The organism is Dehalococcoidia bacterium (assembly GCA_041653995.1).
Classification (GTDB): Bacteria; Chloroflexota; Dehalococcoidia; order GIF9; family UBA5629; genus CAIMUM01.
In genome coordinates, this window is the sequence record JBAZEK010000014.1 from 1 (window position 1) to 13,606 (window position 13,606).

The window sequence follows — 13,606 nt, forward strand, 5'->3', positions numbered from 1 at the left end:
AAAACGTGCTGCCGAGGCGGAAGAGAGGGCTCGCCAGGCCGAGGATCGGGCACACAAGGCAGAGATGGACGGTCTCCGTGATATGTTTACCAGTCAGTTAAATCAGCTGAACGAACAGGTAAAATCAGGCATGACCCAGAAGTCATTTCTCGATCAATACGAGGAGATCAAGAAGACCGCCGAGGCACTGGGTACCAAGCTCGGCGGGTTTGGAGACTCGTCATCTCCTACCCTGCAACTGGAAACACTGCGCATACAGCAGGAGATGGCCCGCGAGGAGCGGAAGTTTGACCGTGAGATGAAAGAGTCTGATCGCGCCTGGGAAATGAAACTCAGGGAGTCTGATCGCGCCAGCATGGTAGCGATGGAAGAGCTCAAGATCAAGCGGGAGCAACTCTCGTTGCTGGCCAACATGCCGAAAGTAATTGGTCATAGTGTTGGCCAAGCACTTGCCGAGAAGATGGAGGGTGGTGGCGGGAGTACACCTGACGGCGTGATAAGTAAAAAGGCTGCTGCCCCGGCGGCTCCCAGCGAATTTCACCTTGAGGCTGGCGAAGGTGAAACGGGTGAATTTGAATGCCCTCAATGCAAAACCATGATCGCGATAGGACCGACAACGACTATGGCCACCTGTGTGGGATGCAAGTCACGATATCCCATAATACGCACCAGCAACACGAAGGTTACGGTTGAACAATCTACCCCGGCCGGCGGTGGTTACGAGGAGGATGAATAGATGCCTGGGATTGAGTCCTTGATGAAACTCGCCGGTCCCGTCGGTAATGCCGTCCTGAAAAGCGCAGGTCCGTATATCCTTCGAGGGGCACTTATTGAGCTATTAAAAAGTCAGGATATGACAACTAAAACTATCACGGGTTGGGTACGGGAAGGGACTTCGCTCTGGGGGCTTCTGACTTTATCGCAGCAGTCTGTTTGTAGGGACTACGTCAGTAAACTGGGTAACGTCAATTGGTTCACTGCCGAGTGGGTGATAGAATCGCTGGCGGAAGATTTTCCTGCCGTAGCGTCGCTGATAATCAACTGGGACGAGGCTTCGGAATGGCTGAATAAGCAGGTGGATATCTGGCTTTCCGAGATAACCGGCAAGCAGGGTATTGACAAAAGTAGTCCCTAGAATTATCATAACTGTGAAAAGATGCGGGGCCGCCTCTGTGCGGCCCCTTTTGTTTTGGGGAGAGGAAATATAACTATGAACCTCAAGGATTGGGAAGCTCTGTCAGACGAGGATAAAGAAAAAATATTAAGGAGTCAACGTATTGCGTTGCCTCCTTTGCCTATTTCACCACAGACCCGTTGTTGCTCTATCCGCGATATCTTTTTGAAATGGGTAAAGGATGAACAGGATGGTGCTGAATTTTACTCGCTGATGGCCAAGCAGGTCAGGGATATCGGCTATCCGGATCTTGCGGATGCGGTTCATGTCATGGCCGGCGAGGAACTTCGTCACAAGCTCGAAATCTACGGTATTGCGAAAACATTGTCAGACGGCTGCGGCTGTAAGCCGGCAGGCGATGACGGAGGAGAAAAGTAATGGCTAATATAGGTGAATGTGTTACCTGCGGATATCCTCTCCAGGCTAATTATGCCGGCCAGAAGATAAACTGCCCGAACTGCAATACTATAAATCAAGCCATCAGCGGCGTCACCATCCCTACTTGGATGCTGGCCAGCGGAATCGGTCTCGTGGCCGGTATCGTCCTAGGACCTGCCATATTGGCCAGTACCGAGACCGGTGCCGAATGGTTGAGAAAACAGGCGCGTTCCAAGTTGGGGGGTTAAAATGCCCATACAAGATGCCAACCGGATAACGTTCGAGAGAGAGGCGATTCCCATAAACGACCAGCCAGTGTCGGCTACGTTCTTCGGTGAGGGACGGTGGCTGACTGACTTCATCACCCCGGATGCCCTCGAGGTCCAGGCACTCCACGAAAAATTGACCAAGGGAATTACCGAGGTCATAGAGCGAATTACTAGCTGCTGGAAATGGGTGGCTGACCAGGTGAATTACGTGAAATTCGTCCGGGGAAAGGTCTGGATAGCCGGCAAAGTTTCCGTGCAGGATGACCTCTGGACATTACCGGAGACGACGATCAAGACCAGAGTAGGGAATTGTGCGGTCAAATCGTTCTTGCTCACCTCTCTGCTGAGAAACGAGCTATCCGAGGATGAAGTAGCCTGTGTTCTGGGTAATTTATACACCGGCCGGCCTGGCGGCCATGCTTGGGTAAATGTGAGGTTTGGCGGTGAAGAATACACCATGGAGAGCACAACCTCGCTGGTGCCACCACTGGTTCCCAGTTGTGCGACTGATCGATACGAGGCCGTCCACTTCTTTAACGACAAGAAAGTCAAAGCTGTTGAGGGTAAAACTCAACTGATTCCCTTTGCCGATGTATATTCCACATGGCTATCTGACTATCTGCACTGGGCATCGATAGAAGGAGAACGTCGATGATAGAGATACTTGGACCTATTGGCGGCGCAGCCGGCGCGATGGTCGACAAGGAAAACCGTTGGCGCGGGGCAATTATCGGTCTCGTAGTTGGCAAGACCTTATCGGTGATTATTTCTGGGAATGCTCAGAGCATCGCCGAGCCGCCCGGGTATACCGATGACAAGTCGATACCGTGGGCTCCAGCGAATTATGCTTGATAGACGGAATGGTGATATCCGATGTCGTGGGTAAAAATTATCGACGAGAAATTTCATCAGGACTATCGGGGCTCCGCCCAACTGCAGGAGTGGACGTTTACCGTTCCCCTGGGCGAGCAGGTCGGTGCCCAGTATCTCGCCGACAAGATGATCGCCGGTCATGAGGAGGAGCTCCAGAAACAGGGATGTTTTCTTTTGGAACTCCGGGTCTGGCAGGATACTACTCCGACTTGGGAGACGAAATATTTCGTCCGGTCGGTCGCAACCACTGACACCAATTATGGTGGGGTGAGTGCCATCCCTCTGATCTGGGGGGTCGTGATAGTTGGAGTTTTAGCTCTGCTGTTCATAGTGGGACTGTCTTACGTCCTCGGCAAGACGGAAGATATCGTCGAATATTTAGGTGACAATGCACCCTATACACTAGCTGCTATCCCGATTGTGGCCATTGCGGCAGCCGGGGCTGTTTTTGTTGCCGGGTATTATCTGGTGAATAAAAACCGGGCAGGGAGGAAATATGGGGACTAAGACCAGTATCGTTGAAATCGTAGCACCCAGCAGTGCTGTAGTTGGCGCTTCCGTTCCGGTGATTGTCAGGATCAAGAATATATCGGGTGAAGGCATCAATATCATGGTGGGCGGGGTTATGAATAACGGGGCGAATGTAACGTTCCCCGCTGACCAGGTTTATACTCCTGCGGGATGGGTCGCTGAGTTTATCGGCGGTTTCGTCATGCCGTCTGTCGGTGTGACCATTACTATCCACTCTTATTATAAAAGTGCCAGTGACTATGCCTGGTATTATGACGAAAGTAAGACCAAAAGTATAACACTTAATCAGACCATCAGAACCCTCGAGGTGGATATACCCAATAATGACTGGGGGTACGTTACTACTGCACCGGCTTCCATCGAGGGCAGGAGCATCTGGCACAATGGAGACACTGGAACATTCGTCGACGGCACCAACGTACAGGTACGCGCTTGGCCTTACACCGGCTATTATTTCGAGAAATGGTCCGATGAAATTAACGGAGGAGTATCCACCAACAATCCGGAGTATGTCCAGCCGATGACGGAGCACCGGGCTGTAAAATGCCATTTTAATGAAGAAGCACCAATCATTCCTGACCAAACCCTCGAGGTGGATATACCCCATAATGACTGGGGGTACGTTACTACTGCACCGGCTTCCATCGAGGGCAGGAGCATCTGGCACAATGGCGACACCGGGACGTTCCCGTATGGTACCAGTGTCGTAGTAACCGCGGTGCCGTATACACCTTATACCTTCGAGAAATGGTCCGATGAAATTAACGGAGGGATATCCACCAACAATCCGGAGTATGTCCAGCCGATGATAGAACATCGTGCTATTAAATGTCACTTCATGGAAACGGTTCAAGTAATGCCGCTGGAAATCGATGTCGAAGGTCAGGGATTTGTCGAGACCCTCCCCATTTGTATAGAAGGTCGGGGAGCTTGGTATGACGGCTATACAGGGACATTCCCTTATGGCACCAATGTTCAGGTGACCGCGGTGCCGGCAGCGGGCTGGGAGTTTGAAAAGTGGTCTGATGAGATTGTCGGGGGGGTGTCATATTCTAACCCAGGGTGGGTGAAGCCAATGACGGAGCACAGGGCTGTGAAATGTCATTTCAGGGAAATTGGAGCAGAGGAACCGCCTGATGATGATCTACCGGCAGAGGAACCACCTGAGGATGAGCCGTCGGCAGATGAACCAACCGAGTCAGGGGTAGGTATCTTGCCGGTGGTGCTTATAGGGTTAGGTGTTGTTGTTGCGGTTTCCGCTATTTCCAGTAAAGGAAAACCCAGGAAATGAGCAAAAATCTATTGACATATCGAAGTGGTTATGTTTACACTATGACAGATAATGCTCTCGTGGCGAATGCGATCGAAAGCCTTCGGTCGGTCGAGAGCACACATATAAGTGATCTTAAAGGAGCGGGGCCGTGACCTTAATGTAGTTATGGGCGGCCCCGCTCTCCTGCATTAAGGTCCGGCCCCCTCAATAAAAATTAGGAGGAGTAGACTCATGAAAGTTGTTAATGACCTCGGAGCTCCTGCAGCCGTTGTTGCGGTTGACCTCATCACGGAAAAGTTTGCCCCGGACTGGAATGAATGGGCCACCTATCTCATGGCAATCGGCGGATACGCCGGAGCCCTCTTGAACTTCGGTGGTGATTTCGTGAAGAATATGGGTATTGCCGCGTTCCCGGCGGCAGCTCATAACGTCTATAACCGGTTCGCGGCCGGAACTTCCCGTAAGGCAAGCTCCCGCCTGGCCTTCCGCCCTGCAGCGCAGTATACGGGGATCCGCCAGACGGTCGTTCCCGAATACAGCGATGTCAAGATGTCCTGAAATCGAAAAATAAAATGGGGATAACTACCCCACGGAGGTATATCCTATGAGCTATATCATCTTAGCTGAAAAGGCCGCCCTGGCGAACCAGGAACGGCTCCGCGCCGGTGCCGAGCGCATGGCCCGCGTTCGTCTGGCGAAGAAACTCGCCGTCCCCGAGGCCCAGGCCCTCGATCCGGTCAATCCCGCTATTATCGTCCGCGATGCCGATTATGTCGTCGACTTCGTGCCGGCCGCCACTGCGGTCGGTCTGACCGGCTGGCTCTCCATGCCGATGGTCGCCATCGCCGGCATGTACTCGGTCTTCGCGAACAACGTCCCCGCCGCCCTGACCCCGCAGGTACCGAACAACCAGGCCGTCGTGTTCTACGGCATCGATGTACTGCTGGCCGACATGGCCGGGGAAACCGTTACCTTTATCCAGTTCGGCGTCGGCGCCGCTAATAACCGCCGCGCCCAGTTCGACCTTGAAGGTCTGTACGGTGGCCAAGCTGCCACCGGATACTTCTCCCAGCCGGTCTACTATGACCCGCAGGAAATCATGAACGTCCAGATCCGGGCGAGAGTTGCCACCGGTGTCGGTGCCCGCGTCCGTCTGGCCACCTTCATCGCCGAACCCATACAGCAGACCGTTATTTAACGGCCAAGCGAATATCGTTTCCAGGAGGGGCCATCGTGCCCCTCCCCGTAACACTCATTTACGGTGGGTAGGAGGAAAAAAATGAGTGGACAAGTAAAACAACTCTGGCTTGATAGGGAAAACGTTGCGTATCGTCCCGCCCAGGTATATACCAGCGTCACCGGTGCCTACAACATCTTCACGATCACCGGCCCCGTCATGATTTATCTTCTGGGCGGACGGGCGACCGCCGCGGCCGGCGGCGCCACCACCTTGGCGACTACCATTAACGGTGTCGCCGGAGAGGCAGCCGCAGTGGCTATCAACGGTGCTGTCGGTACCGTTTTCGCCATACCCCTGAACGTAGCCGGTGTGATTGCCGGTGCGGCCGGGGCACTGCCGCTGACTACTGCCCTGCTGCATCCGCCACAGGGTATGCTGGCCGGCATTGGCGCTGCCGGTAACGGCGTCATCATTTTCACGTTTGCCGTAAGCACCTGGACGGGTGATATCTTCTGCGTATATCGCAAACTGTCACCATCGTCATCCGTCAACGTAGCCTAAAAATTAGCCCGGGGGGGAGGGTAGCTTCTCCCCCGGGCTATAAAGAGGTAAGAAAATGGCAAGGAAAGCAAATACCAAAACAGCGACAGAAGATTCCCCCGAAGTGGAAGCCGCAGCGACAGAAGATTCCCCCGTTTTCTTCAGATGCGAAGTCTGCGGCAAGATCGCTGAGGGTGCGCCCCTCAAGAAATGCCCCGTATGCAGTTCGGGTAAAGACAGGTTCAAACCGATTTAAGAGAAGGTAGCTTCTCACGAACGAACGAACAAAGGAGGAAGCTATGGAAGTAGCAAATCTGTATGATAATGGTCCCATATCTCCTATCTGCCAGATCAAGGAACACCTGGCGGTGTGGACCGAACAGCGGTGGGTTGGCTTTGAAGTAGATTTTATCGAACCGCAGCCAAGATCATCCGCGTTCGTTATTGATCTCGTTGCCGTGACCGGAGGTGGGGTGGTTCTTCCCGGAGGGACTATCGCGGCCCAGCTTCTAAACGCAATCCAGGTCAATGCAAATGAGCTGGCTCACCTGAGATTTTTTGTCCTTGATGACATCGAGGCGCAACTCTGGCAGCTTTCCAACATGGCGCGTTTCGCACCGCGAGGCGGTCAGGCCGGCGTGAATCTCATGACCCCTACGTATGACCCGAATCTAACCACGAGCACATTCTGGGTACTCGGTGGACTTGGGGATAAGGATGCCCGTCTGGGTTGTTTTAATCTCAGCGGGGCAAATTTACCCATGGCGAGGATCGGTTTCTTCGGATACCGGTATATCCTCAAACAGGAAAAGCAGGCAGACTACATTCACCCGAACGCTCGTTACGTTCCGGCTCAGGGTAGATAAGGAGGAATCATGCGACCGATTATACTAAAACCCAATTCTGAAGGTCTTGTTGTCAGCACAGCTGCTAATGACCTGGTACATACTCTCGGCGTGAACCGATCCGGGGTGAGCCGCACAGCAGTCATCAAAAAGGTGCTGATCTATAATAATACCGGCGGCAATGTTACCGTCCAGTTCGGTACCCTTGACCTGGCAGCTGTTCCCAACTTTGTTGCGTATCTGCCGACTCTCCTGGTCCTTAATGGAATGGATAACGCATGGACAGAGGCCGAACTTCCTGCTGTGGAATTTACGCCGGTAGATCTGGCTCTGGTAAACGGACGTACCGGTGACATCTATCTGCTTGCTTCCGCTGCAGGTATCGTGGTTTCGGTTGAAATCGAGGAGTTCGGGAGTTAAGGGGTGAGCCATGTCTCATGTAACGATTTACGTTATCGGAAACAGAGTAACGTCAAGGACGCCGGGTGTGGAAGTGGTCCATGGGTCGCCGTCGGCCGGGGATCCCAAGCAGCCGGCGAATGTTAAAAAATAAGAGGTGAGCGGGAAAAGAATCGGCCATATTTCTTGAGAAATACTTGTAAGAACGTGGCAGTTTCTTTTCCCGCCTCTCCTTGCTGGAGGGAAGATGGGAGTTACGACACCGTTAGCCGAATATCTATTAGCATACAGGGACGAACAGGGTGGACGTGTCTGCCGCTTCGGTATGTCACGCCGGTTGGTGCCGGTATTTCCTGCCGGCTTGAAAGTCGACCTCCAGATTTATCCCCGTCCTGGCGCCTATGCGGAAATAATGTTTTTCTCCATCTCATCACCTGCCATGACGCCAAACGCCTTTGAATTTACCAGTATCAACGAGGGTATCATACTTGAGGACGGTCCCATGGCACCTGGGTGGAATGGTTTTGAGGTGAACGTCTGGGTGGAATTCACGGATAAGAATCCTATCATATCGACCGTCAGAAATATCAGCACTACTGCCCAATATTACGAAGCCATGAATATAACGCTCGTGTTCAGTTCCGAAGAAGACCTTTTGAAAGGTCGTGAAATAATCCGGAATTACGGGAATGACGGTGTGGCGAAGCAGCTCAAGGAAATCAATGGGCGGCTAAAGAAGTTAGGGGGGTAACATTCAATGAGAATGCCAATGCAGACCCCGGTTCTCGTCCTGCCGCAGATATGGTGGGCAGGAACCGAAGTAGAATTGATAAACAATGCCCTCGAGCATACCTCTATAGAAGTTGACACGCGGTTTTACGAGGAAAAGATCTTTTATGTTCTGGCCACGGAAGTGGTGGTAGCCGGCGTTCCCGGACCCCTCAACTGCTGGGTAGAAATATCACCTTATCTTTCTACCGTAAGCGCCGCTTACTGGGCAGCGATCGGCGGTGGCGGCGGGGCTCTGCCCCCGACGGCTCCGGCCGTCGAGGCCGGGTTAGGTGTGAACGGTACAGTTCATACCCTCGTCCTGCCGTGGAACAACTATGCGAATTATGCCCGGGTGGTGGTACAGACGCCGGTAGCTGCGGCTGCAGCGTTTTGGGCGGTACAGGTATTAGTTGCTGGAGGTAGTGTATGAGAACTCCCAGCAGTGTTATGATCAACCAGCCCTCGTTTCCTCTCCTCCAGGCAGGTATCTCGTACTGGGGAGTTACTACAGCTGCTGGCAATGCCTTGGGAACGACGCTGGTCTGTGCCGATCTCGATAATCATCCGACCTATGTTGGTAACAGGGTTAAGGTACTGACCGGCGGAGCATGGGGGCAGGACAGGTCAATAAAGTCCCATGCTGCTGGTGGTATCCTGACGATTGACCCGTATACCAATGCCGCCGGTGCTGCCCAGCAGATAGCTGCCGGCATGGCTTTTGTTATCCTTACCAATACCGGACCCAACTTGGCGGACATCGGGTTGTCGCTGCTGCCGCCCCGGACAGGATTTGTTGAGAGCTGGCAGCTGGAGGTTATCGATCCGGCGTTATGGGCCGAGACTGACCCCGCCACCGGAGCCGCCTGGGCGGTCGATAATGTATGGGTGCCGCACTTGGCACTGCGTTCGGCACCGAATGCCAATGAAACCGCCCGGCTGCGGTCGATACAGCGATGGGTCGCCTCCGGTAATAACTTTGGTCCCGGGACATATGTCCGCCGGTTGCACCTGGCTTTCGAGATGCGGTTGGACAACGTAGGGAATATCGATAATACACTGAGTATATTCGGACTGACCGCCGGCGGTGCCGCCACCCGGGCTACCAATAATATTATGGGTTTTGCCCTGGTAGGCGACGCCCTGCAGACCTTGAATGATGATGGTGGGGTAGAGGAGACCAATACCGGCTTCGGCGAAACCCTGACGGATTGGAACCTCTATCACCTTGCCGTGGGGGAAGGACAGGTGGATTTCTGGTTGAACAGCAACCATATCGCCACACACGCCGTTACCCCTGGCCCGGACCTGGCCATGTATATCAATTTCTTCCTTGACACCGAAGCAGGCGGAGCCAGTACTATCGGGCTTGGCCAGGTTGCCGCCTGGACGGAGGTAAGCTGATGAATATGCCACACGTGATACAATGGCTGTATAATATCTGGAATGCCATTGTCGCTATCGACGGTGGATTCCAGGAGCAGGCCGATACCGCCGTCAATATCACCGCTATTGCCGGAGGTGAAACTGATGTTTTGAACCTGGCGGTAGCAGACACCCGGTATATCGTCCGCAGTCTCAGGCTCAAATGCGCCGACCCCGCTGCCAACACGGTCACCGTCCGGCTCTACGAGCTGGTAAACGACGTGGCCACGGTGGTACACACTTATGATATAACGGCGGTCAACTTCGGCACTTACCTGAGCCTGATGGACATTTTTGGACTGTCGTATCTGACCGGTGACAACTTGAGGATCACCGTGCAGGCTTCGGGTGGCGGGCCTTACGCAGTAACGGGTCAGTACAGCTATGCTACGGCTACATAGGAGTGAACTATGCACTGGATTGACAGAATATTAGACGCTATCTGGCAGGTGCCTTCGGTCATCGGAGTCGAGTGGAATCAGGCTACCGATGACTGGTATCGCATCGATGAATATGGTAATCATGTGACCCTGCAGGCGGGATACTTCGACCGTCACCCCGTCTTTGGCGGCATGAGAAGGTGCACCCTGTCCGCTGCCGGCACGGTAAATCATTACGGGGCTAACCCCCGCGGCGATGGCCTTGACCTGAGCGGCGTAGACGGCAGAGTCATGGTGGAGATACCCAAGTTCTACGTCAAGGGAGAGAGGCCTTCGGCCAATGTCTACCGCTGGTGGATATCCCCCTCAGCCCGGCCCGGCTACGTGGTACACCCGGCTTTTGTGCAAAGAGGCGGCGTGGAAAGGGACCACATCTACGTGGGGGCCTATAATGCGGACTTTGAGTATGACGGCGACGACGAGGCATATAACGCCGCCGATGAGAAGCTGCACTCTCGGACTGGCGTACAGCCTTATACCGGCAGCAGCGACTGTATCTGGAGCATTCCCATAGATGATTTGGGAACTGAACCAGCTATCGGTGATGAGGTTAGTACGCCCACCGAAGGCGGCTTCTTCATCGTTGACTACCTCAAGACGGCGGGTGCCTGGGGTGGTGGTACAGCTGGCGATACAGCTATAATCTGGCTGAGGAAACCTGGGGATGCAACCTGCGGGATGGCTGGTGCCGAGGTACTGAGTAATGATACCGCAGTCAATGTTATCGGCAACACGACAGCCGGGCCGACCGGCAGAGTGGTTACCATCACTCATGCCAGGACACTGGCGGGTAACATCGGCGCCGGCTGGGGGCTTTTCAATATCTGGTCGCTGTCAGCTGTGCAGTTATTGTTATACACCGAGTATGCCGGAGCGGACAGCCAGACGTTGGTGGGTAAAGGTATCGTCGATAAAGCCGGTGGCACGGGGTTCAACGGTGAAATCTCGGGCTTCGATGCTATTGACACCAACATCGGAGTCAACGGCACCGGCGCCGGTACCGGAGTAAATGGTCTTACCCCGATAGCCTACCGTGGCATTGAGAACCTCTGGGGCAACATCTGGCAGTTCATCGACGGCTATGAAGTCGTAGACGCCGAGTACCGCCTTATCAATCGGGACGGCAGCGGCACCTTTGCCAACCCGATAGCTGGCGGAGACTACGAGGCTTCGCTGGCCGTACCGTTAGCTGATGCTGGTAATGATGGCTATATCAGTAATATCGTTTACGAAGATCTGCTGAAGTACACCTTTATCGCCGGTGCCGTGGCTGGTTCCTCTGGTACGTACCTGTGCGACTATTGGTATAGCCACAGAACAGGTGCAATTAACATCCTGCTGGCCGGCGGCTCTTGGTCTGATGGCGTGATTGCGGGTGTCGGCTGTCGTCATTCGGCTGATGGGGCGGCGAATACCTATCGCACTATCGGCGCACGGCTTGAGTTCGTGGGCTAAATTTTAAGGAGGTGCAAGGTTAAAATGCGAAAATGTTTAGCGATCCTGCTAGCCAGCAGCAATTGGAATAATGGCGTGAATGCAGGTGTCAGCTATCGTAATTCGAATAATGTGGCAGCGAATACCAATCGCAATATCGGCACACAGCTTGAGCTCAGGACTGGATTAGCCCTGAACAGCATTTTAACCTGACCGCAAGGTCGAATACACTACGATGAGCAGGTAGTGCTGGTACTGAGAGGGAAGGCTCTCCCTGCTCACAGGGTTAAGGAAATGAAAAGATACGGGAATCTCTACCAACGGATAATTGCTCCGGAGAATATTACCTTGGCTCACCATAACGCCAAGAAGGGTAAGGGCCACTATGCCGAGGTGCAGATGGTGGAGCGTGATATTGATGGCTACCTGGGACAGGTCCATCAGATACTCCGGGACAAGACTTTTCACACCGCACCGTACCGGAAGAAGATTGTATTCGACTCGGGCAAACTCCGCGAAATCTACAAGCTGCCCTACTTCCCCGACCGCATTGTGCACCATGCCATGATGAACATCCTTCAGCCAATATGGGACAGGACGTTCATCTATGACTGCTACTCCGCGGTCCCGGGCAAGGGGATACACACTGGGTTGGCCAGACTGCACAGGTTCATGAAGGATGAGACTAAAACGCAGTATTGCCTGAAGTTCGACATCCGGCACTATTACCCTTCGGTGAGGCATGATATCCTGATGGGAATTATCGAGAGGACAATCAAGTGTCCTGATACCCTGTGGCTCCTGGAGGACATCGTAAGAAGCCCTGGAGGCGAGACTAATATTCCTATCGGCAACTACTTGTCGCAATACTTTGCCAATACTTATATGAACGGCTTTGACCACTGGATCAAGGAGGTCAAGGGATTAAAATACTACATCCGCTACAGCGACGACGGCGTCATTCTTCATGAGAGCAAAGCGTATCTCCATTACCTCTTGGAAGAAATCAGGGAGTATTTCGGAAGTCTTTGCCTGGAACTCAATCCGAAGACGCAGATATTCCCGGTCGACAAGCGGGGCGTGGACTTCCTGGGCTATCGCAGCTTCCGAAGCTACACCCTGCTGCGGAAGTCGTCAGCCAGGAAGCTCAGGGAGAGGATAAGGCTCATCGAGTCGGATTATGAGCACCTGTCTCCCTTATTTGTCGTAAGCTGCGTCATGTCTTACATGGGCTGGATAAAGCACTGCAACGGTCACAACTTGGTCAGGAAGTACATCTCTACCAATGACCGTCTGAATGTAGCTCTTAATCGCGCCTGCGAAAATCTTCAGATTAAAAATCCCCTTTGGAGAGTGGCATCATGATAAGAAGTATGGTTTCGCCGGATACTATCTGGCTGCGGAAAACGGAGCTTACCGAGGACGGTTTGTTTCTGATATTGCGGGTCAGGTCTAACATCCGGCAGATCACTGTCGAGGATGCGGATGGCGGCAGTCATATTGAGTACGAATATGACGAGAATGAAGTCCGCTACCCGGTACCTGATGGTGTCTATACCGTTACCGACCTGCAAAACCTTATTGCGGCAGAAGCGGCAAATATCAGTCAAAAATCGGCCAGGGATAAAGCGTGGAAAGAATTAAACGCTAAACCTATTGATGAATTGCGAAAGACAAAACGGCAGATATCAGCGGCGAAGTAGCCAGCGATGGCACGTATGAATTTCAATGGCTGCTGGCGAAGTGCGGAAATGCTCTCAGCCAGTTTCTCGAGGATGTATATGTCGGATTGCGTGTTTATTACTGGTAGGAGGGTTCTATGGTAAATAAAACAGCCTTAACCGTAGGGAGTTTGGCCATTGCCAGCGGTCTATTACTGGCGATGAGAGGGAAAGCGGGGGGAGCAGAGGAACCCGAAGAAACACCTGGCGAATACTGCTGCCCTTATTGTACGTCGTGCTTTACTACCTATGAAGAGTTGGTAGCTCATGTTCAAACCGTTCACCCGGGTGAGCGGATTCCACTCCCGATAGAATGGGAATAGGAGGAAGTCATGAAAGTATTTACAGCAGGAGCC

Annotated in this window: 23 protein-coding genes; all 23 read left to right on the top strand. The window is 53.2% G+C overall.

Annotation, left to right across the window (positions count from 1 at the left end; translation table 11 throughout):
- Positions 1–736, top strand: a 736-nt coding sequence (locus WC359_13620; GenBank protein ID MFA5401483.1) for a hypothetical protein, incomplete at its 5' end; no start/stop codon positions are given.
- On the top strand, positions 737–1,135 hold the full coding sequence (locus tag WC359_13625) for a hypothetical protein (protein MFA5401484.1): 399 nt from the start codon (positions 737–739) through the stop codon (positions 1,133–1,135).
- 75 nt (positions 1,136–1,210) lie between these two features.
- On the top strand, positions 1,211–1,552 hold the full coding sequence (locus tag WC359_13630; GenBank protein MFA5401485.1) for a ferritin family protein: 342 nt from the start codon (positions 1,211–1,213) through the stop codon (positions 1,550–1,552).
- On the top strand, positions 1,552–1,800 hold the full coding sequence (locus WC359_13635; protein MFA5401486.1) for a hypothetical protein: 249 nt from the start codon (positions 1,552–1,554) through the stop codon (positions 1,798–1,800). The genes WC359_13630 and WC359_13635 overlap by 1 nt, the downstream gene beginning before the upstream one ends.
- A gap of 1 nt (position 1,801) precedes the next feature.
- The gene (locus tag WC359_13640) at positions 1,802–2,476 is read left to right on the top strand and encodes a hypothetical protein (GenBank protein ID MFA5401487.1); all 675 of its coding nucleotides are present in this window, start codon (positions 1,802–1,804) and stop codon (positions 2,474–2,476) included.
- A complete protein-coding gene (locus WC359_13645; protein ID MFA5401488.1) occupies positions 2,473–2,673 on the top strand; it encodes a hypothetical protein in 201 nt (66 codons plus the stop codon). Before WC359_13640 ends, WC359_13645 begins: the two co-directional genes overlap by 4 nt.
- A 21-nt stretch (positions 2,674–2,694) precedes the next feature.
- Positions 2,695–3,201: a hypothetical protein gene (locus tag WC359_13650; protein ID MFA5401489.1), complete on the top strand. Its 507-nt coding sequence runs from the start codon at positions 2,695–2,697 to the stop codon at positions 3,199–3,201.
- The gene (locus WC359_13655; protein MFA5401490.1) at positions 3,191–4,516 is read left to right on the top strand and encodes a hypothetical protein; all 1,326 of its coding nucleotides are present in this window, start codon (positions 3,191–3,193) and stop codon (positions 4,514–4,516) included. The genes WC359_13650 and WC359_13655 overlap by 11 nt, the downstream gene beginning before the upstream one ends.
- Before the next feature lie 213 nt (positions 4,517–4,729).
- Positions 4,730–5,056 carry a hypothetical protein gene (locus WC359_13660; GenBank protein ID MFA5401491.1) on the top strand — a complete coding sequence of 109 codons (327 nt, stop codon included), beginning with the start codon at positions 4,730–4,732 and terminating at the stop codon, positions 5,054–5,056.
- A gap of 46 nt (positions 5,057–5,102) precedes the next feature.
- Complete coding sequence (locus WC359_13665) at positions 5,103–5,696, top strand: hypothetical protein (GenBank protein MFA5401492.1); 594 nt, start codon at positions 5,103–5,105, stop codon at positions 5,694–5,696.
- 81 nt (positions 5,697–5,777) lie between these two features.
- Complete coding sequence (locus WC359_13670; GenBank protein MFA5401493.1) at positions 5,778–6,239, top strand: hypothetical protein; 462 nt, start codon at positions 5,778–5,780, stop codon at positions 6,237–6,239.
- Between the two features lie 55 nt (positions 6,240–6,294).
- The gene (locus WC359_13675) at positions 6,295–6,474 is read left to right on the top strand and encodes a hypothetical protein (protein MFA5401494.1); all 180 of its coding nucleotides are present in this window, start codon (positions 6,295–6,297) and stop codon (positions 6,472–6,474) included.
- 43 nt (positions 6,475–6,517) lie between these two features.
- Positions 6,518–7,084 carry a hypothetical protein gene (locus WC359_13680; protein MFA5401495.1) on the top strand — a complete coding sequence of 189 codons (567 nt, stop codon included), beginning with the start codon at positions 6,518–6,520 and terminating at the stop codon, positions 7,082–7,084.
- Positions 7,085–7,093: 9 nt separating this feature from the next.
- Positions 7,094–7,483, top strand: coding sequence for a hypothetical protein (locus WC359_13685; GenBank protein MFA5401496.1), 390 nt, complete (start codon positions 7,094–7,096; stop codon positions 7,481–7,483).
- 226 nt (positions 7,484–7,709) lie between these two features.
- Positions 7,710–8,213 carry a hypothetical protein gene (locus WC359_13690; protein MFA5401497.1) on the top strand — a complete coding sequence of 168 codons (504 nt, stop codon included), beginning with the start codon at positions 7,710–7,712 and terminating at the stop codon, positions 8,211–8,213.
- A gap of 6 nt (positions 8,214–8,219) precedes the next feature.
- Positions 8,220–8,663 (top strand): hypothetical protein, encoded by a 444-nt coding sequence (locus WC359_13695; GenBank protein MFA5401498.1) that lies wholly within the window; start codon positions 8,220–8,222, stop codon positions 8,661–8,663.
- The gene (locus tag WC359_13700; GenBank protein ID MFA5401499.1) at positions 8,660–9,634 is read left to right on the top strand and encodes a hypothetical protein; all 975 of its coding nucleotides are present in this window, start codon (positions 8,660–8,662) and stop codon (positions 9,632–9,634) included. The genes WC359_13695 and WC359_13700 overlap by 4 nt, the downstream gene beginning before the upstream one ends.
- Positions 9,634–10,056 (top strand): hypothetical protein, encoded by a 423-nt coding sequence (locus WC359_13705; GenBank protein MFA5401500.1) that lies wholly within the window; start codon positions 9,634–9,636, stop codon positions 10,054–10,056. The genes WC359_13700 and WC359_13705 overlap by 1 nt, the downstream gene beginning before the upstream one ends.
- A 9-nt stretch (positions 10,057–10,065) precedes the next feature.
- Positions 10,066–11,550, top strand: a complete 1,485-nt coding sequence (locus WC359_13710) for a hypothetical protein (GenBank protein ID MFA5401501.1) — start codon at positions 10,066–10,068, stop codon at positions 11,548–11,550.
- A 24-nt stretch (positions 11,551–11,574) separates the two neighbouring features.
- Complete coding sequence (locus tag WC359_13715; GenBank protein ID MFA5401502.1) at positions 11,575–11,742, top strand: hypothetical protein; 168 nt, start codon at positions 11,575–11,577, stop codon at positions 11,740–11,742.
- 135 nt (positions 11,743–11,877) lie between these two features.
- Entirely contained in the window at positions 11,878–12,894 is a 1,017-nt protein-coding gene (locus WC359_13720) for a reverse transcriptase/maturase family protein (protein ID MFA5401503.1), read from the top strand.
- An 8-nt stretch (positions 12,895–12,902) separates the two neighbouring features.
- On the top strand, positions 12,903–13,232 hold the full coding sequence (locus tag WC359_13725; protein MFA5401504.1) for a hypothetical protein: 330 nt from the start codon (positions 12,903–12,905) through the stop codon (positions 13,230–13,232).
- Positions 13,233–13,348: 116 nt separating this feature from the next.
- Positions 13,349–13,573, top strand: coding sequence for a hypothetical protein (locus tag WC359_13730; protein ID MFA5401505.1), 225 nt, complete (start codon positions 13,349–13,351; stop codon positions 13,571–13,573).
- The last annotated feature ends 33 nt before the right edge of the window (positions 13,574–13,606 follow it).